Source organism: Eubacterium sp. An3, assembly GCF_002159465.1.
In the GTDB taxonomy this organism is placed as follows: Bacteria; Bacillota; Clostridia; order Lachnospirales; family Lachnospiraceae; genus Anaerobutyricum; species Anaerobutyricum stercoris.
Genome location: NZ_NFIR01000001.1, coordinates 479227 through 498897, shown reverse-complemented (window position 1 = coordinate 498897; position 19671 = coordinate 479227). Strand labels below are relative to the sequence as shown.

Annotated in this window: 19 protein-coding genes; 7 read left to right on the top strand and 12 right to left on the bottom strand. The window is 48.2% G+C overall.

What is annotated here, in order from left to right:
- The first annotated feature begins 46 nt into the window (after window positions 1–46).
- The 4 genes from B5F87_RS02325 (at window position 47) to B5F87_RS02310 (ending at window position 4285) form a co-directional block, all read left to right on the top strand.
- Entirely contained in the window at window positions 47–721 is a 675-nt protein-coding gene (locus B5F87_RS02325) for an ABC transporter ATP-binding protein (RefSeq protein WP_087276040.1), read from the top strand.
- Complete coding sequence (locus B5F87_RS02320; RefSeq protein WP_087276038.1) at window positions 718–3198, top strand: ABC transporter permease; 2481 nt, start codon at window positions 718–720, stop codon at window positions 3196–3198. The genes B5F87_RS02325 and B5F87_RS02320 overlap by 4 nt, the downstream gene beginning before the upstream one ends.
- Window positions 3199–3603: 405 nt before the next feature.
- A complete protein-coding gene (locus B5F87_RS02315) occupies window positions 3604–4047 on the top strand; it encodes a sigma-70 family RNA polymerase sigma factor (protein WP_275532327.1) in 444 nt (147 codons plus the stop codon).
- Window position 4048: 1 nt separating this feature from the next.
- The gene (locus B5F87_RS02310) at window positions 4049–4285 is read left to right on the top strand and encodes a helix-turn-helix domain-containing protein (RefSeq protein WP_087276033.1); all 237 of its coding nucleotides are present in this window, start codon (window positions 4049–4051) and stop codon (window positions 4283–4285) included.
- A 449-nt stretch (window positions 4286–4734) separates the two neighbouring features.
- On the opposite strand, the gene B5F87_RS02305 is transcribed toward B5F87_RS02310, so the two are convergent.
- The 10 genes from B5F87_RS02305 to B5F87_RS02255 form a co-directional block, all read right to left on the bottom strand.
- Window positions 4735–4932 carry a hypothetical protein gene (locus B5F87_RS02305; protein WP_015573104.1) on the bottom strand — a complete coding sequence of 66 codons (198 nt, stop codon included), beginning with the start codon at window positions 4930–4932 and terminating at the stop codon, window positions 4735–4737.
- Between the two features lie 23 nt (window positions 4933–4955).
- Window positions 4956–5480, bottom strand: coding sequence for a hypothetical protein (locus B5F87_RS02300; protein ID WP_087276030.1), 525 nt, complete (start codon window positions 5478–5480; stop codon window positions 4956–4958).
- Complete coding sequence (gene srtB / locus B5F87_RS02295; protein WP_087162145.1) at window positions 5477–6244, bottom strand: class B sortase; 768 nt, start codon at window positions 6242–6244, stop codon at window positions 5477–5479. The genes B5F87_RS02300 and srtB overlap by 4 nt, the downstream gene beginning before the upstream one ends.
- Window positions 6241–7455 (bottom strand): CHC2 zinc finger domain-containing protein, encoded by a 1215-nt coding sequence (locus B5F87_RS02290; protein ID WP_204246031.1) that lies wholly within the window; start codon window positions 7453–7455, stop codon window positions 6241–6243. The genes srtB and B5F87_RS02290 overlap by 4 nt, the downstream gene beginning before the upstream one ends.
- A 61-nt stretch (window positions 7456–7516) precedes the next feature.
- Window positions 7517–8449 (bottom strand): hypothetical protein, encoded by a 933-nt coding sequence (locus B5F87_RS02285; RefSeq protein ID WP_087162146.1) that lies wholly within the window; start codon window positions 8447–8449, stop codon window positions 7517–7519.
- A gap of 83 nt (window positions 8450–8532) precedes the next feature.
- On the bottom strand, window positions 8533–10767 hold the full coding sequence (locus B5F87_RS02280; RefSeq protein WP_087162147.1) for an ATP-dependent RecD-like DNA helicase: 2235 nt from the start codon (window positions 10765–10767) through the stop codon (window positions 8533–8535).
- On the bottom strand, window positions 10730–11146 hold the full coding sequence (locus B5F87_RS02275) for a DUF4406 domain-containing protein (protein WP_087162148.1): 417 nt from the start codon (window positions 11144–11146) through the stop codon (window positions 10730–10732). The genes B5F87_RS02280 and B5F87_RS02275 overlap by 38 nt, the downstream gene beginning before the upstream one ends.
- Window positions 11146–12189: a lambda-exonuclease family protein gene (locus B5F87_RS02270; RefSeq protein WP_087162149.1), complete on the bottom strand. Its 1044-nt coding sequence runs from the start codon at window positions 12187–12189 to the stop codon at window positions 11146–11148. Before B5F87_RS02270 ends, B5F87_RS02275 begins: the two co-directional genes overlap by 1 nt.
- Before the next feature lie 10 nt (window positions 12190–12199).
- Window positions 12200–13339, bottom strand: coding sequence for a transposase (locus tag B5F87_RS02265; RefSeq protein WP_087162150.1), 1140 nt, complete (start codon window positions 13337–13339; stop codon window positions 12200–12202).
- A 430-nt stretch (window positions 13340–13769) separates the two neighbouring features.
- The gene (locus tag B5F87_RS02255) at window positions 13770–13976 is read right to left on the bottom strand and encodes a hypothetical protein (protein WP_087162152.1); all 207 of its coding nucleotides are present in this window, start codon (window positions 13974–13976) and stop codon (window positions 13770–13772) included.
- A gap of 197 nt (window positions 13977–14173) precedes the next feature.
- Between B5F87_RS02255 and B5F87_RS02250 the strand changes: the two genes are divergently transcribed.
- From B5F87_RS02250 to B5F87_RS02235, 3 genes are all read left to right on the top strand, one after another.
- The gene (locus B5F87_RS02250; protein ID WP_015573094.1) at window positions 14174–14491 is read left to right on the top strand and encodes a helix-turn-helix transcriptional regulator; all 318 of its coding nucleotides are present in this window, start codon (window positions 14174–14176) and stop codon (window positions 14489–14491) included.
- A gap of 377 nt (window positions 14492–14868) precedes the next feature.
- Window positions 14869–15060, top strand: a complete 192-nt coding sequence (locus tag B5F87_RS02240) for a DUF3173 domain-containing protein (protein WP_015573093.1) — start codon at window positions 14869–14871, stop codon at window positions 15058–15060.
- A 37-nt stretch (window positions 15061–15097) separates the two neighbouring features.
- Entirely contained in the window at window positions 15098–16279 is a 1182-nt protein-coding gene (locus B5F87_RS02235) for a site-specific integrase (protein ID WP_015573092.1), read from the top strand.
- Window positions 16280–16356: 77 nt separating this feature from the next.
- Here B5F87_RS02235 and guaA read toward each other — a convergent pair whose 3' ends face one another.
- Window positions 16357–17901, bottom strand: a complete 1545-nt coding sequence (gene guaA / locus B5F87_RS02230; protein ID WP_087276027.1) for a glutamine-hydrolyzing GMP synthase — start codon at window positions 17899–17901, stop codon at window positions 16357–16359.
- 123 nt (window positions 17902–18024) lie between these two features.
- Entirely contained in the window at window positions 18025–19626 is a 1602-nt protein-coding gene (locus B5F87_RS02225; RefSeq protein ID WP_087276205.1) for a nitrite/sulfite reductase, read from the bottom strand.
- Window positions 19627–19671: the final 45 nt, after the last annotated feature.

Genomic DNA, 19671 nt, shown 5'->3' with positions numbered 1-19671 from the left:
TTAATTTACACTCTCCTTATACCACAAATAAGGAGAGTGTTTTTTTATGAATATTGAGGCAAAAGAACTATCAAAAATCTACGGCAGCGGCGAAAGCCGTGTTGTCGCATTAGATAAAGTCAATCTTGAAATTGCATCCAGCGACTTCATCTCCATTATGGGGCCTTCTGGCAGCGGAAAAAGTACCTTACTTCATTTGTTATCCGGGTTGGATAAGCCGACTTCTGGCAGCCTTACATACGATGGAAAAGACATATACAGTTTCAACGACAAAGCTCTATCTGCTTTTCGCCGCCAGCGGATCGGCTTCATCTTCCAGCAGTTCAATCTGCTTCCCGTTCTGACCGCAAAAGAGAATATTATTATGCCTCTTTTGCTGGATAAAAAGCAGCCGGATGAAGCCTATCTAAAGCAGCTTACGGAATTGCTGGGGATTCGGGAGCGCCTTACCCATTTACCTCATGAGCTTTCCGGCGGTCAGCAGCAGCGTGTAGCGATTGCCCGCGCTCTGATTGCAAAACCCGATATTATCTTTGCCGATGAACCAACCGGAAATCTTGATAGCAAAAGCGGCAGCGAGGTCATGGAAATGCTGCAAAATATATGGAAGAAGATGGGCAAAACGCTTGTTATCATAACCCACGACAGCCGTATTGCAAGAATGGCAGACCGGCAATTTGTGATTGTAGACGGGGTTCTTTCGGAGGTGACGGCAAAATGAAATCCTATTTAGCACTTACATGGAAAGAACTAAAAGCACAAAAAATCACAGCAATCTTAATTTTGATCGCGGTTATCATGTCTACGATCATGACAACGGTAGTCGGTCAGTCCATTGGGATATTACAATCTATGCGGATAGAGCAGGCGGCGAGTCTGAATGGAAACCGCTACGCTACTTTCCATCAGCTTAATCAAGAACAGGCCCAAAAACTGCACGAAGATGACCGCCTATACGATGTTGCCGATACCATCTTTGTCGGCAGTACGCCGTTAGGCAGCAGCAGCTTATCTTTATACCTTCGGGAGTATCACGATAACGCTCTATCTATGTATCCGTCAATCGGAACGATTAAAGAGGGACGTTTACCAGAGGCCGCAAACGAAATTGCATTACCAGAAGATAGTATCCAATATCTCGGATTAGATGTTGCGATTGGGGATACTGTTTCTCTGGATATGCGTGTGTCTCTTATGGATGGTTCTCTGCCAGAATTTGAATATTCCGGCAATTTTGTATTGACGGGTATTCTTGAAAGCAGCTATATCGGATATACGACCGGCACAGTTTCGGGAATTGTAGGAACCGGAACCGCAGAAAATTTACTGCCAAAAGAATATCTGCTTTATTCTACGGACTTTAAGACCTATGACAAGCAAAACTTTCAGAGCATTATGTATGATCTTGCGGAGGAGTTGGATGTAGAGGATCGGTATATCCAGTACAACTGGATTCTCCTTGATGCCATCGGTATTTCTTATGATGAGGCAACCAGCAGTGATACTGGTGCAGGTTTTTCATTTATGACCGTGGCGTGTATTTTGGTAGGATTGCTGGTCTTGTTTGCAGCCGGATTGGTTATTTACAACATTCTGAAAATTTCCATTACAAAACGCATTAGGGAATATGGAACACTTCGCGCAATCGGCGGAGAGCGTGGACAAATTTATCGTCTTGTTTCCTTGCAACTCCTAATCCTTTGTGGAATTGGTATTCCAATCGGGCTGATACTCGGTACATTATCCGCAAAGGGAGTGCTGATTGCTGCTACAGGTGTTCTTAATCCTGATATATTCATGGCAAATAGTGTTTCTGAATTGAATGTAGCGATCAGCAACGCCAGTACGGTGAAGTTTCCCATGCTCATTGTGAGTGTAGCAGTCACACTTTTATTTGCTCTGCTGGCTGCCTTTCCCGCTGCCCAGTACGCATCCCGTGTATCCCCGACAGTCGCCATGTCTGGTCACTCTGTGAAAATCAAACGTCGCGGAAAAAGAAATCACAAAGTACACAATTTTGAAGCTTACTATGCGAGGTTGAATTTGAAACGTGGGCGTGGCAGAACGCTTGTCACGATTCTTTCCCTTGTTATGAGTATTACCGTCTTTGTTGCTTTGCAGAGCTTTACCAATCTGCTTGATGCCAGCAGTTCGGTTCAGGATATGTATTTTAGCGATTACGCTATTACAAATGAAGCATCGGGTATTCCGGCGGAAGCTGTAAACACACTCAAGGCAAACGACGCAGTAGAAAGCCTTTCCACTGCCAGACTTTCCATATTTATGCCGGGCGCTGGTGACGAGCTTCCCTTTGAAACAGATTTGTCTGTTCAAAGCTACGAAACCTTTCAGCTTGCAAACATTGATGATGGGTTATTAGAAATCTACGCGCCTGACCTTTCTGAGCAGGATAAGCAGGCTCTAAAAGATGGAACAGGCTGCCTTGTCAAAAATCCGATTCCTTTTTCTTACGTAGATACCCCTATGGAGTATATGGAACTCTCTGTTGGCGATACGGTTCGGTTAGGAGGCAAAACGCTTCGTGTAATGGGGCTGATTGATACTCCCATCACCATCAACAACGAGGGTTTCACCAACGGTGTCCAGCTTATTGTGAATGAAGAAATATATTGCACGCTGCTTGAAAATGACGCTTATTCGGAAATCTATTTGACATTACGGGATGGTGCAGATGTCAATTCTTTTGAAACCATATTGGATGATTGGTGCAGCGAATATCCGGGTGCTCACTGGCTTTCTTATATTGAAAGCAGCAACGAAATGGCAGAGAGCTTTGAACAAATCAAAATGCTTTGCTGGGTACTGATTATCTTTATTGGAATGATTGGCATATTGAATATCATTAATACCGTTTACAGCAATATCCATACTCGCGTCAATGAGATCGGTGTGCAGCGAGCCATTGGAATGAGTGCTACAAGCCTATATAAAACATTTCTGTGGGAGGGCGCTTATTATGGAATTTTCGCATCATTGATTGGCGCAGTGTTGGGCTATATCTGTTGTGTTTTTGTCAATGCGGCACAGACAGATACATTACAACTTATCGCTATCCCTGTTTTGGCAATTTCCGAAGCTGCAATCATTTCCATTTTGGTTTGCCTGTTGGCAACAGCGATTCCGCTGCGAAATATTTCCAAAATGAATATTGTGGATTCGATAGAAACTATCGAGTGAATCTCCGAATTCAATATAAAGCTAACTAACCTGCCCCGCCTCACGGGGAAAGAAAAAACCGTTGCCGGGCAGGTTGATTTCGTGCGCTCATTCCACATATCCCAGCGGCGGTTTTGAGAAATCAAGGCCGCCGTTTTCGTTTGCTCTGCATAGAATCGGCGGATATGGAGGAACCCGCCATGCTGATGCAGCCTGTTTTTCAATCGTATAGCTCATCAAAAAAAGTCTGTCCCCAACAAGGGAGCGGTTTGGGCAAAAAGATGTACTATACAGTGTAAGTAACCTGTATATCACATTTACTTTTACCGAGTTGTTATTGTGGCCTTTCGGTGCGGGCCGGAACTACCGCAACAACATAGGCGCAAGGGGCAGCGGCTCCAACCTCAACTTCTCACTCTCCCGCAGATCGGGGGTGAGAAGCTAATGTTTGTGTTTGATGAATATGGAGCACGGCACCAGTTCGATGCTTTCTGTAAAACCGTTCTCCGCCATGAAGCCATCAGCTATTTTCGGGAACTGAGCCGCCAGCGGGAACGAGCAATCCAGTTCAGCGCTTTGTCCCAATACGAAATGGATGAACTTTATACCGTAGACGAATACCCCAGCGACAAGTTTGTATTATCGGCGTTTGGCCATGTCCTGCATATTAAGAGCGAATTGGTGGCAGATGCTTTTGCCGGTTTGCCGGATCGCGAACAGCAGATTTTAATTCTGCATTGTGTGCTGGAACTGCCAGACAGAGAAGTGGGCAATTTTGTGGGATTGTCCCGTAGCGCCGTCCAACGACACAGAACAAAGACACTGAATGAACTGAGAAGAAACTTGAAATCCAAAGGAGTGAGAAACTAACATGAAGCAACCAACTTTTAACGGCAGAGTGCTTTTGCCCATGGATGTGATCGAAGCAGCCCGTGCTGGTGATCCGTTGGCGTTGGAGCGCGTCTTGCGGTACTACGACCGTTACATCAACAAGATTTGTACGCGAACGCTCTATGACAAAGATGGTTTGCCGCACGTCGATATTGATGAGTATATGAAGCACCGCTTGCAGGCAAAATTGGTGGATGCCATCGTGGTAAAGAAATAACAAAGCCAAAGGAAGTCGTCAAGGGTCGAGATGAACGCTCCGCGCCCTTGGCGGTTTCCTCCGTCTTTGCTGTGTGGTAACCAAGCGGACGCAAGCAGAAATCCGCTTGCGCCCGCTGATATTATGGTGTTGCGTCTACGCATTTGAGGGTGGAAAAGCCCGATGTTACCGAGGTGTTCTGGCGTGGTTGGATAGTCGGAGGTATTTTCCCATTCTTACCATTGAAAATGCGGTTTGAAATGCGTAGAAAACCGGCGTGCCATTTCATTGCGAAATAACACGCCGGTTCATTTTAGCAACCCTGTTTGTCAGCCGTTAAGTTAGTACGTTTTTGATACTTCCTTATCGGCGTTCACCAGAAGTGATGAATTTTTTCTTAAATGAATAAATACAAATCCTAATTTTTCTCTATCAAGGCAGGCGCCGGTTTCCCGGTGCCTGCGTTTCATTTACCGTTCCATATAGGTGACGGTATTCTGTCTAAATCCATTCTCTTTACAAAAATCCCTGTATAATTCTTCCAATTCCGTCATGTTGTAAGCATCGAGTTCCGTCTCATCTTCCTGACCATCCATGTTGATAAATCCGATCCTGTAAGTACCTCCCACGGTTGTCACAATTCCTTTTCCTGCTTCTCTGATCGTCATATCCATCCTCCATTCTTCATTCTTCAGGCAACTTTTGCCTGATTATTCTCATTCATTTCCGGGAATAATATCTTCGCCTTTTCCTGCAACAGGCGGCAGAACAGCTCTTTGTACCGTTCATATGCCTGGTTGTTGAGCGGTGCTTGCAAACAAGTAAGGCTCCAGACCAGCAATTCTTCTTCCTCTGTGTCATACTTTCCAGGTGTAAAGCCATTGCCGTTATAAACCGGCCTTGGCGGTTTGCTGATTTCCTGCAGCTCTCCTTTTGTTTTAGCTTTCTGAATCATTCCTGTCTTTTTCCGGACAAAGCCTAATATAATCTCATCCAGCATCCCTCGCTCCTGATAACGCCAGGCTCGCTGAAAGATTAACTGGAGTGTTTGTATCCGCTCTTCTTCAAGCACACTGTTTCCTTTCCATCCAATTTCCTCCCGTGCTTTCTCATATTCAGCTTCCAACATGATACTTTCCTCCATAAAAAAGACCGGCATGGTGTCTTCCTTTTCCATACCGGCGCTGTTTTCTGTTCCTATACTTTTCTTCTTCAATTTGCTATTTCCTCTGTCAATTTCCCGTGGACAATGTACCGATAGTCACGTCTAGAGCTGACACAGGTGGAAAGTGTCACCACCCGGTCTGTTTCCACGACTTCCACACCGGTATCATATCCCGCATAGGAGCGGATCTGCTTCAGAAAAGCCTGAAAGTCTGTCTCTTCCGGAAACGCATAGGTGTAAGCCTCGCTCCCCACATACCCGGCATAACAGGAGAAAATCTGATATTTCAGTACCTTCCCCGGCACATACAGGTAAAAATAAGAAGAAGCCTCCCACAGAGCCCGATCCTGATAATGGGAGAGGGTTCCAAACATACTGCCGTTTTTCATATTGTGACCGTATACAATGGTGTTTGGATCCGTGAAATCCGGCTGGTTATGCCAGTCCGCAAAGATACTGCCGCTGCTGTTGTACTCCCCGGTAAACAGATGATGCAGATAATAAGCATTATCGGTTCCCTGTACCACCGGATAACTGATGGAAAGGCCGGGAATATCAATCCAGGCGATCACGTCCGAGTTCACAGCCTGCAGTCCCTCAAAATCAATCTGCAAATATCCGTCCGGTTCCACATCGCTTTTGTCTGGTTCCGGCTTATCCTCCGGATCCTCCACAAATGAGGCAAGCTCTTCGTAGGTATCTTCGCCCTCCTGGTATTCTCCATAGATTCCTCTCAGTTTCCACGCAGAAAAAGCAAGGGCGCCGATGGCAAGCAGGATCCCTGCCAGAAACAGCAGCTTTTCTCCTTTTCTCATGCTTCCACTCCCTTCTGTTTCTGCAAAGGGGCTGACGTCGCAGCCCGCTTTGCGTAATAATAATCATCTATACCTTTGATTTTTCCATTCCAGTTACCATCTGCATCCTGGTCCCAGATCATACGGCTAACCGGCAGGGACAACTCCTGACAGATCCCATAGACTTTTCCACAGGCGTTCTGGATGATCCGGCGCTTTTCCACCTTGTATGGACAGTTTGCCGGCGTCCCCCTTTCATTGCAGACAGCACATTTATGATAATGCCTATCACAGTCTGTTTTCAGCTTCTTGTCCATGTCAAACGCCTCAAAGAGAAATTTCATCTTTCTTCGCTGAAATTCCTCCAACACCGGGCAAAGGCTCCGGTACATATTCACGCCTGCCAGACAGATAAACGTATGACCGGACAGGTAATGAGCAATCGAGCCTTTCAGCCCGCCCTCTGTCAGATAGACGTTTTCCACATCCAGATCTCCGATCACATGAACCGGGCTTCCGGAGGAAACACCGTGTGGATAGCCCGCACTGGAAAACCAGAGATATTTGTTGTTATCCCTGGGATGGTCCAGACGAATCTGACACGCCTGGATCTTTCCGTCCATGGACTCCACAGGAACCAGGAATCCGGAGTTCTTCGTTTTAAAATTCAGCGTCCAGCGTTCTTCCGTATCCCGGTAAAATCCCGGTACGCCTTCTAGCACGCAGCCGCTCTCCTGAAGTGTCTCTGCAATCTTATGCAGCCCGTACATCGGAACACTACGGTAGCGCCGCTCTTTTATCTGTTCGATTGTAAGGCCCCGGGATCTCAGGTTTTCTCTATGTACACTGTAAAGGGGAAGCCGGTCCAGTAATTCCGTATAGGTACGGTGCCGTTCATCCAGTGGCGCCAGCTTCGACTGCACAGGCTCTTCCTTTTCTTCCTGTACCTTTGCCTGGCGCACCTGCCGGTATTCCCCTTTATTCAAAGCCTCCCGGATTTCCTCATTTGCTTCCCGGTAGGTCAGGTTATGCAAGTCCGCATAAAGCTGCAGCATCCCGCCGGATTTGTCACAGCGGTTACAGCGAAAGACGTTTTTTGCCGGATTGATATTCAGCCGCCCTTTGGTGTCGCCACAGAACGGGCAGTCGTAGTAATTTCCACGGCGCTTATGCAGCCGCAGAAGGTTGGCAACATCCGTGATGTCATAATCAAACCCGGTCATATCATACATCCAGGTCCGACCTCCTTTCTTCCGCAGCCTAAAGAAGACTGCGGAAAGTTGTATTTAATGATTAACCGGCCTTTGGAAGTGCCTGGCTCAAAAGGACCCTGGCTGCCGCCGGGATCAGATTGTTATGCCCCCGGTAGCTGGAAGCGAAATAATCCAGGCTGGAAGGGCTTTCCACCGCCACTTCACCCATAGATTTCCCGCCGAATTTCCCTTTTCCGCCGATGACCACGGCTTTCGCCTGTTCATAGGTCATGCGCTTCACCAGCTCCTCCACAGGAAGGTTTCCATCCAGAGGAGTGTTCTTCACAGGTGCAGGCTGTCGCATCGGCTGTACAGACGCTCCCATCATATTTCCCTGCGCCTGTGCCTGATGATAGAATTGGTTCATCATGCTCTGGCTGGGGCTGGATTCTGCCGTACTTCCCGGATACACCATATTTCCTGCAGGCGTATTCCCTGCATAGTGATTCTGGCTATTGTAGCCAGGCTGTCCGGTAGAAACCGGCTCTCCTCCATATGGAGAGATCCCTGCTTCCGGATACTGCATTGGTACGGGAATCCCCGCATCCACCTGCGCCGGATCATTGCTTTCTCCTACGTCCGCAAACTGGACACCAAAGCCCGCATCGGAGAGTGCCCTTCCCACGGCGGCAGTCTCTGCCATCTCTAGGAACTTGTCTCCAAACTTCGGATCCTCTGAGCGGAATTTCATAGAAAAAGCATTGGCAATATAGTTCTCCGGTGCATCTTCATGGTTCAGATAGATCCTTGCCTCTGCCAGCGCCATATTTTCGTTAAACCGAACAATGGTACTGGCGATCCGCCCCAGAGGATAGGCCAGACGGAACCAGAGTTTCCGGTACTTCACATCAAGGTAAAGCTGGTCTTCCTGATCCTCCTGTTTGATTGTGCGGGCAAATTCCAGAGGCTCAAATCCCTCTACCCGGTTCAAAGCCGCCACTGCCTGATTTTTCTGATACAGTAATTCGTTCATAAATCTGCTCCTTTCGCAAACAGGGCAGGATATCCCTCTACATAAGGAATAGCCTGCCTTTCTTTATAAGTGGAAATTATTTTTTATACTGCAAGCCGAAGCTGTTCCGGCTCACGCTCCTGAAGATACTGATAATAGTAACGGGTGATCCGCTCTCCAAGTGCTGTATTGCGCCTGCCGGCATCATCCGTGTGGATTGCCTGGCAGACTGCGTTCCATTGCCCCACCAGATACACCTTTTTCTTTGCACGGGTAATGCCTGTGTACAGGATATTCCGCTTCAGCATCATATAAAAGGCTCTCACCCAGGGGATGATGACAATATCGCACTCGGATCCCTGGGACTTGTGTATGGTAATGGCATTGGCGTGTTCGATCATCTCCAGATCCTCCGTCTCGTAGGTCACGATACGTCCATCCGGAAATTCGATCACCGTTTTTGCGGTTCCTTCCTCATCCGTATAAAAATCCGTAATCCTTCCCAGGTCACCATTGCTGGCCATCAACGTATTCTTGTTCTGCAGTACCTTATCCCCTTCCCGATAGGTCTGCCCTCCTGCGGACAGTTCCTTTTTCCCAGGACTAGGGGGATTGATCAGATCCTCCAGACTCCGGTTCAGATCGTTAGCGCCATTTACCGTCTTTACCCGATAGGGTGTCAAAATCTGTACATGATCCAGCCCGTTCCTTGCGACCTCTTCCTGATAGAGCTGACGTACCATGGCTGCTGTCTCATCTGCCGAATTGCAGGAGACAAACTGAAAATCATCTCCAAAGCCAAAATCCGTCCGGTTTGCCAACATTTTACGGGCATTTAAGTGGATGTTGCTGGTCTTTCCCTGGCGGAATACCAGATCCAGCACCGTCACAGGGATCAGCCCGCAGCCGATCAATTGCCGGAACACATCACCAGCTCCCACAGAAGGGAGCTGATCTACGTCGCCTACCAGCAGGATACGGGAGGCAGGCTTTACCCTGCGGAAAAATTCATATCCCAAATGCATATCTACCATGGATACTTCATCCAGATTTAAGAAACCGGCCTCCAGATATTCTACTGCGTCTTCATAATCGGCAGAGTCACCCAGAAGTCCCAGAGCCATGTGCATCGTTGAGGCGTCTTCATGCCCGGTGCTTTCCGCCATCCGGCGTGCCGCACGCCCCGTAGGAGCCATGAGCTGCACTTGTGACCTGCAGACAATAGCATGGATATAAAGGATGACCTTTAACACAGTGGTCTTCCCAGTCCCAGGCCCACCGGTAATAATACTGATCTGGTTTTGGAACACCATACGCACTGCCTGTTTCTGCCTCTCTGACAGGGTAATCGCCAGGGCAGTCTGGGCCTGCGCCAATTCCTTTTCGATGTCATACGCCTCGCCCTGATCCAACAAACGCCGGGCGATCATGGAAGCGGTCTGGTTTTCTTCCTCATACTGCTTCTTCACATACACCCGCTCGCCGTCTACCACAATACTTTCCTGCATCACCAGCCGGTAGAGTACCCGCTGGATGTCTGTTTCTGTCACTGCCTGATGCGGAAGATCCTGGTTCAGCATGGTATATGCCCGCTGGATCAGCTCCGGGCGCTCCAGGTACAGATGCCCCTCCTCCTTCATAGCTGATTCCATGAGATGGGAGAGGCAGCCTGAAATCCGCATGGGGTCATTGAGCGCCTGGCAGTTCTGCCGTCCAATGGCATCCACTGTTAAAAAGCCAAACCCTTTCACAGCACAGAGCTGATAAGGCCTGTGACGGACAATCTCCACGGACTCATTGCGAAACCGCTGGAGGATCAGGTTCACCTTTTTAGGCGTTACCTTATAGGGTGCCAGGAATGTCATGAGTTCCCGGAACACCTTATTTTTCCCGTAGGACTCCACAATCCCCTTCAGCTTTTTCTGGGAAATTCCTTTCACCTTCAGAAGCTCCTGGGGATGTTCTTCCATGATTTCCAGCGTATTAAGGCCAAATTCTTTGTAAATGGCCTCTGCAACTTTTGGCCCCACACCCTTTACAGAACCGCAGGAGAGGTAGCCTAAGATCCCCTCCTTCGTGCGCGGCACGATCTCCATGAAATTTTCCACCTGATACTGCAGGCCGTGGCTGGACTTTTCCCACTGTCCTTCCATCTCAATCTCGATCTGGTCAGACTGGGGCAGGTCAAAGCCTATGGCGGTAAACCCGATCACTTTCTGGCCCTGTAAGTATTTGTCTCTGGCAGCAAGCGGTACAGAAGCATCCTTCGTCGTAAACACCGCAATGGTGTATCCATTCTCCTCATTCAGAAATATGGTTTTCCGGTATCTGCACCGCATATTCGATCTCCTTCCAATTTTTTATCTTCCGTAACTGAAACGGATCCCGGCCTCCTTCGAGCCAGTACACCTCCTTCCCGGTATCATGGGCATAACGGATTTCTCCTTCCATGCCGGAAGAAATCCTGCCGCCACAGATAATCAGCACATCACAGAAGTCTAAAAGCTGTTTTCCAATGGAAAGCGCCAGCTTCCGTTCCTCTGGTATGGTGTCATCCAGCATCAGCGGCAGATAGGCATGGGAGGCATACGTGCGGCAGTGGAATACCTCTCTGACCGTATCCAGATACGCCTTCGCAAGCCCCATGTTAAACATTCGTTCTTCCCGGGTTTTTGCAGACAACGGAGAGCAGATATACGCTCTTTTTCCTTTTAACATCACGCCGCCTCCTTCTTTAACCGGAAGATCCGGTTTTCTGTTTCTGTAGCATACTCTTTGAAAATATCCGGATGCTGCATTTTCAGCTTTTCAAGATTTTCTTTCCCGATCATCGTCCTGCGTGTCGGGTTAAAGGTAATCTTGTAACGGTTGGTTCCGTCTTCCAGAAAGGCCTTGCATCCCTGTCCCATCAGCTCCACAAAGGGAACACTGATCGCACGCTGTTCTGCGTCAATTTCCTTCTTGCGCTTCTCCAAACGAGATTTTTCATCTGATAAAGCAAGATACTTTTCCAGGCTTCTGGAATCCAGCGTTGTGATCGGGATTTCCGGGATCGACTTATCAGCATAGCCGCTGTAACGGCGGATGCTGGCAAGCACCAGATCCGGTTTCCCCACCAACGGCGGTTCCACCTTCTTCTCCACAAATTCACGCCAGAAATATCCTTCCTGCTCGATGATATCCTGCTCTTCCATGAGATCACGCTCCAGAGAACGGTATACAAAGTCGTTCTCGTTATTTCCCCACAGACACGCAATAAATGCATGACTGATGTTCACCACCGACATATAGTGCCGCACCTGATAGACATAGTGCTCCGGGATTTTCCCGTCATCCCACTTCTCTTTGGCGTTATAATTACAGGTTTTGCACTCCAGTATGGCAAAGCTGCCATCCGGCATACGCACAAAAAAATCAATATCGGCAAGCATAAACGGGTAAAGCGGATGCCGGAACATAATCCGCACGGGAAACACCTCCAGGCCGGTTTTCTTAGAGAAAATCTCCGCTACCAGATCCTCCAGTCTGTGTCCAAATTCCTTGGCAACCCAGTTGGCTTCAGGTTCCTCAATCACCGGGGTAACGCCGATCTTGTCATAGTAAAGATCACGGCTGGTAACAAAAGGCGAGATTCCCATGATAGCGGCCACATCACTGCCTCCGATACCCAAACGGCGGAATGCGAGCCATTGCTCTCTGGAGAGGGTACTGATATCCACGACCTGTTCCGGTTCATAATCCATTTGTAACGTCTGTTTCATAAGCTCCTCCTTAACACTTAACGGCGCCATATACATCAAATTCCTTCCAGTCCATGGCAAGGGCCCTGGTCAGGTTTTCCTCCATCCGCAAAAGCTGGCTGCCGGTAAATCCCTGGCAAGCGGCATAGAAGGGTGCCTCGTTCATGGCATAGTAAAGGTCATGGGCCGTGCAGGCCTGTTCCCCGTTCTGTGCCACATACATCTCCACCACTTCATTACGGATCGCCGCCTTGATTTTCAGCTTTTTCATCAGTAACCTTAAGCAGTTCACCGGGTTATGGATCTCAATTTCCAGAAGCGCTGCCAGACGCTCTGTGGCATCCTTGTATCTTGCATACACTTCTTTCAAATTGTTGCGGTAATCCAGGATCGTGCTGTGGTTCCTGTGCGCCAGAGTGATCGGGCTTCCCAGGCTGAGCGTACGGTTGTTCCCGTCTGTCAGCAGCATAGGATACAGATTGACACCGCTGGCTGCAACATCAGAAGTGGTCAGGCGCAGCGCCGGCGTAAGATTCTTCCTGCTTACTCCGTACCGGTCCAGTGCATCCCTGTAGGTATCCAGAAGCTCCTGGTTCCCGGAAAGCGTCCACATGGCACTCATGACGGAATGGTCATAGGTTCCGGAGCCTTCCAGATAAGCGCTTCCCTTGAAATTCGTGTGCAGATATTCACTGGTCATCTCAAAGATTGCTTTCATGTCCAGTACGCTGTAATCATGGGCGTCTCCCCCGTGGACTGCAGAGACTTTTCCATCCGCAATCTTGATAAGGCATTCCCCTTTCGCTGCTTTCAGGCAGCAATTCACAACCTTTGCATAGGTTGCCAGATCCAGCTTTCGCAGGCCGTCCCCGCCAATACCGGCACGTCCTAAGATTGTCTGGATCGCACAGTTCCGGACCGGATATGCCTCGCCTCGTACCTTCAGTACAAGCCGGGTGTGCTTTTCCGTATCCTTCAGGATCTCCTCCATCTCTTCATCTCCGTTCTCCAGGTTGCCCGCCTCTTTTTCAAGCGGCACCAGCCGGAGGGCACGGATGGGCTTGCGGATCCACTCTGAGGCTTTCCCTCTTCTTGAAAGAAAATCAAGCATCTCCTCCGCCGTGGCAAATGTCTTTTCAAAACCATCTGCGTAAACCATTGTTTCATTCATTGTTTCTTCCACCTTTCTTTAAAATATTTTTCCATAAACAGCCGAAGCTGATTGTGGCAGGCCACACACATACACAAAAATCCGGCAGAAACATTTTCTTCCGGATAAACGGCAATAAAAAAGGATGAGCAGAGAAACCTCTTGTTTTCTCCATTCATCCTTTTCCAATCTGGTTCTTCACCGATAAAACAAAAAAAGTGCCACACAGCCATTTCAGGCATACGGTGACACTTCACTACAAACATAAACAACTTATGCCGGGAAAAGCTCCTGCTTTTCCTCTTCATGTACGGGATTTCTCAAAATCCCAAAACATGATCCCCCGCCGGGGAACGCATAAAAAAGAACTATATCAGTATAGTAGCACAGGATATAGGTGCTGTCAATTTGTTTTATACTATATATGGAATGCAATAACGGTATAAATATCCTATTTTGTGGTTTTTGTTTCCTCCTCGCTGACAAACGTGATCTGTCTTGCCATAAATTCCTCACAGCTTGTCAGAGTTTTTCCATGCTTCTTCTGCTCCTCACTGGCATTTTGATTACATCGTTCTTCAAAGATACATCCCTCACAGTTGTTTGCCAGCGCCCTGCGGACCCATTTCAATTCTTCCTGCGTACCTATGATTTTCATTAAAAACACCTCATTAACATCATACCCTAAAACAGCAGTTCTATCACATTTTTTTGCAATCAGGTATATAGCAGTAAATTCCGGTTATATTCCGTAATATGAGCATTTACATAGTGAATAACTCTATTTTATTCCGTAATTTGCCGGAAGTAAATAGTTTAAAATCGAAGGAAGATGTAGGAAGAGAGGTGGATGACATGGAGAAAAAATTTATCGGTGACAGGATTACCGAACTGCGGATAAAAAAGAATGTATCCGAATATCAGATGAGCCTGGATCTCGGCAAAAACAAAAGTTACATCCAGTCCATTTCTTCCGGGCGCTCCCTGCCTACCATGGAGAACTTCCTGGAAATCTGCGAATATCTGGAAGTCACTCCCTGCCAGTTCTTCGATACAGCTCTTCACAATCTTCCTCTATACGAAAAAGCGGCTGACTTATTAAAGCAGCTCGACGATGAGGATATGATCGCTGTAATCAGTATACTACATCGGCTCGCTGCCAGACATAAATAATTTTCAGAGGCTGTCCACACGGGCAGCTTTTTTTCTATTTTTTTACACATTCTGCATTTTCTCCCCTATTTCCCTTACAAATGGCAAAATAGAGTACCTTGAAAATTTCACACCCTCCCGGAAGAGGGATACGGGTGCCTGCAGATAGTGCAGCATGATGCGTGCCTGCAGGCTTTAAGATTGCATAGCAACGCCGAAGACGCGGCTTGGGAAGGCGCAGGAACTGGCTTCCAGGGAGATAGAGAAAAACGGTATCTTAAACATAACTATAATTTATTTTTGCAAGAGGTATCTGAACCTAAAGACCTTTTACTCAAATTCTGGTATAATAATGAACAGGTATTGAGAATGGTACTCTGTTCATGGAAAGGAGGGTTATGGTTACTGTAACGAAATCAGATTTAATTGCACTTGGATATGGTCCTTCTTTTGCTGCTGACATTATACGTGAGGCTAAAAAGTTAATGGTGGAAAAAGGACATACCTACTATCAGTCAAGAAAGCTGGACAGAGTTCCAAAAGAGGCCGTAGAAGAACTGCTCGGTATCAAACTTCCAGATGAGCAGTAATGACACACTTCTTGCAGAAATGTAAGGAGTAAACTTTATGGCAAAAGATCCAATTAAAAAAGCGGAAAACGGAACCTATTATTTCAGGGCAAACCTGGGCTATGATTCTGTAACCGGAAAGCAGATCCAGAAATACCGCAGCGGCTTTTCTACAAAAAAGGAGGCTCGTACAGAGTATTCCCGATTGGTGCTGGCGGCAGAAGAAGGACTGGCTATGGAAAAGAAACAGCCCTCGTTTAAGCAGTACATTGAGGAAATTTATCTTCCATGGTATAAAACGCAGGTCAAAGAAAGTACCTATAAAAACCGATTAAATACTATTGAAAAGCACTTTAAATTTTTTTACAGGAAAAAGGTTGCTGAAATAGAGCCGATTCATGTACAGGCATGGCAGCTGAAGCTGGCAAAAGAGTACAGTCCAAATTATGTACGGATTATCCAGGGCATGTTGTCGCTCGCTTTTGACCGTGCAATTATCCTTGGTCTTGCTTCAAAAAATCCGTCACGTATGGTCGGCAATATTAAGTCAAAAAAAGTGAAGATAGATTTCTGGACGCTGGATGAATTTCAGAAAGTCATTTCCCTTTTATACAAGGGTGACTACTATGAACATTATTTGTTCATCTGCTTCTGGCTCCTGTTCACAACAGGACTGCGGATCGGAGAGGCTGCTGCATTACAGTGGGATGACATTGATTTTGAAAGCGGAATAATCAGTGTAACCAAAACGCTGTATTACAAATCAATGACGGAATACAAATTTGTGGAACCCAAAACATCTGCCAGTGTCCGAACAGTTGTGCTTGATGATGATACTATCAGGGAATTAAAAGAGTGGAAAGAAGTACAGAAAAAAGTTTTGAAAGACTGTAACTTTGTACTAAGCTACAATGGGATTCCCACCAGCAAGCATACCCTGCCAAGAGCCCTGGAAAAGCTGGCAGGGCTTGCCGGCGTTCACCGAATTAAAATCCATGCTTTACGTCATTCTCATGTTGCACTCTTAATCAGCATGGGGGTGAATCCATTGATCATTAAAGACCGTCTCGGCCACGAAAAAATCCAGACGACTTTAGGGACCTATGGACATCTATATCCTAACAGCAACTTTGAGGTTGCTAAAATGTTAGGCGGAGTTATTAACTTCACACCTGCTACGGAAAGCGTGGCTGATTACACACACAATCAGTTCACCGCTTCTTATCACAGGCAAATGTAAAAATGCAATGATAATGCAATCCAGAGGCACCGGTGCCGGAAAAGCCCGTAAATAAAGGCTTTCTGGCCCACCGCCGACTATTCAAATTCTATCGTTCCCGGCGGTTTACTGGTCAAATCGTAGAATACACGATTGACGCCTTTCACCTCATTGATAATCCGGCTCATGACTTTCTGCAGGACTTCGAACGGAATCTCTGCGGCTTCTGCGGTCATGAAGTCGACGGTGTTGACGGCGCGGAGCGCTACAGCGTAGTCGTAGGTACGTTCGTCTCCCATGACGCCGACAGAGCGCATGTTAGTGAGGGCGGCGAAGTACTGACCGATGGTTTTGTCGAGACCGGCGTTGGCGATTTCTTCGCGGTAGATGGCGTCGGCGTCCTGAACGATACGGACTTTTTCGGCGGTGACTTCACCGATGATGCGGATGCCGAGACCCGGACCCGGGAATGGCTGACGGAAGACGAGGGCTTCCGGGAGGCCCAGTTCGAGGCCGGCTTTGCGGACCTCGTCTTTGAAGAGGTCGCGGAGCGGTTCGATGATTTCTTTGAAGTCTACGTAGTCAGGGAGGCCGCCCACGTTGTGGTGGGATTTGATGACGGCGGATTCTCCGCCGAGGCCGCTTTCAACGACGTCCGGGTAGATGGTTCCCTGGGCGAGGAAGTCCACGGCACCGATTTTTTTGGCTTCTTCTTCGAAGACGCGGATAAATTCTTCGCCGATGATCTTACGTTTCTGTTCCGGCTCTGTGACGCCTGCCAGTTTGCCGTAATAGCGTTCCTGAGCGTTGACGCGGATGAAGTTCAGGTCAAAGTCGCCTTCCAGACCGAATACGCTTTCTACTTCGTCGCCTTCGTTTTTGCGGAGAAGGCCGTGATCCACGAATACGCAGGTCAGCTGTTTACCGATGGCGCGGGAAAGGAGGCCGGCTGCCACGGAGGAGTCTACGCCGCCGGATAAGGCGAGCAGGACTTTTCCGTCGCCGACTTTTTCACGAATGGCTTTGATGGAGTCCTGTACGAAGGAGTCCATTTTCCAGTCACCGGCGCAGTTACAGACGTTGTATACGAAGTTGCTTAATATTTCCTTGCCGCGGACGGTATGCAGCACCTCCGGGTGGAACTGGATGGCATAGAGCTTACGGCTGCGATCTTCTGCGGCTGCCACCGGGCAGTCTTTGGTGTGAGCGCAGATTTCAAAGCCCGGCGCCGGCTGGGAGATGTAATCGAAGTGACTCATCCAGCAGACGGTGGTCGGCTCCACGTCGGTGAATAACGGTGATTCTGTGTTGACAAACACTTCTGTCTTGCCGTATTCGCGCACTTTGGCTGACTCAACTTTACCGCCTAAAATGTGCATCATAAGCTGTGCGCCGTAGCAGAGGCCAAGCACAGGGATGCCAAGTTCAAATAATTCTTTTGTATAGGTTGGGGAATCTGCCTCGTAGCAGCTGTTCGGGCCGCCGGTCAGAATGATTCCCTTTGGATTCATTTTTTTGATGGTCTCAATGTCCGTTTTGTAAGAATAGATTTCGCAGTATACGTTACATTCCCGTACACGTCTTGCCACCAGCTGATTGTACTGTCCGCCGAAATCGATAACAATGACTGTTTCTCTTTTCAATGGGCTTTCCTCCTGTTTATCTGTAATTTCTTTATCTGAAATTGCCTGAATATCCGGCAATCATAATCATTTTATCTATGAAGTGTAACATTTTTTTGCTGAGATTTCCACATTTATTTACTTTTATAAATACGGAGCTGCAATCTCTCTCAGCTGTTCCGGATTCTCTGCGTACCAGGTCTCAAAGTCTTTGCCGCTGGCTGACACTTTTTCTCCCAGAGCTTTCATGAATGCCGGGATTTCTTCTTCCAGAATGGTTCCCAGCTGTTCTCCGAACTGTGCCGGTTCGCCTTCCTTACCATTGACATAGAGCACAAATGCAGATACCGGTTTGCCGTCCACTTTCTTCATGCCGCCGCGGAAGCCGATACGGCCAATCTGATGGGTACCACAGGATGACGGACATCCGGAAATGTGGATGCGCGGCAGGGTTCCTTCCGGGAAGTTCCATTCTCTTGCCGCTGCCACCAGGGCTGCCAGCAGTTTCTGGGAGTCACGCACGCCTACCTGACAGATGGATGAGCCGATACAGGCAACGGAGGTCTCAAACAGGTTGGCGGCACCGTCACCGGTGACTGTCAGCAGTTTTTCTGCCTCTGTTCCGGTACAGTTGATAATATAGACCGTTTCGTCCGGCGCCACCCGAAGCTCCACCTGGTCCATGTCCTTGATGGCGTCATAAATCTCTATCAGTTTCTCCGGGGCAGGACATCCGCCGATCGGGTGATATTCCACGGCATACAGGCCGTCCTGTTTTTGCGGGATAATCCGGCTGCCTTCCACTGTGCTGCCGTCGCCGGTTTTTCCTGCCGACTGTACCGCTGCGGCAGCGCCTGTTCCGTCGGCCTCTGTACCGGCACTTGCCAGGTCATGACCGCCAGCTTTCGTAATCTTTTCCTCCGGAATATCCATATCGACTCCGCTGGCAAAGACGGCGTCCAGTTTCTTCCGGAATTCTTCTGTGTATTTCTCGCCTAAAACGTCCTGCATATAGCGGGTTCTTGCTTTTGCCCGGTTTTCATAATTGCCGTAGGTGGTAAACAGATCCACCATGGCGCGGATATAGTAAAGAATCTTGCTGCCTTCCACACCTTCCGCCACCAGCACGCCCATTTTGGCATTGTTGCCCAGACCTCCGGCGCTGTATACGTCAAAGGTTCCGTCCTCTCTTGCCACGAATCCCAGATCCCGGAAGGTAGCATGGGTACGGTTGGCCGGTGAGTTGGAAAATGCAACTTTTAGCTTGCGCGGCAGTTTTACGGTTTTGATCAGAGTCATCAGGTACTCTGCTGCCGCTTCCGCGTACAGGCTCACATCGAAATATTCACCCTGTTCCACACCGGACAACGGGGATACCATTACATTTCTTGGAAAATCTCCTCCGCCGCCGCGGGTGACGATACCGTGTTCCAGCGCCTCCACAGCGATGCTGCAGACGGCGTCCGCATTCAGGTTATGAAGCTGGATGGTCTGGCAGGTGGTGAAATGTACCTTGTTGATGTGGTATCTGCGGATGCTGTCCGTGATAAACTTTAATTTGTCTTTTGTGACTCTGCCGCCCGGCAGACGCAGGCGCAGCATGCTGGCTTTTCCGCCTCTCTGGGCATAGCTGCCGAAGCCGCCGGAAAAGCCTTTGTATTCGGGAACAGAAATCTTGCCGTCATAAAAATCGCGGGTTACTTTTTCAAACTCTTCGTAATCTTTTTTCCAGTTCTCAATATTCATATTTTTCTCCTTTTCATGCTGCATTGATACATAAATGTACCATCT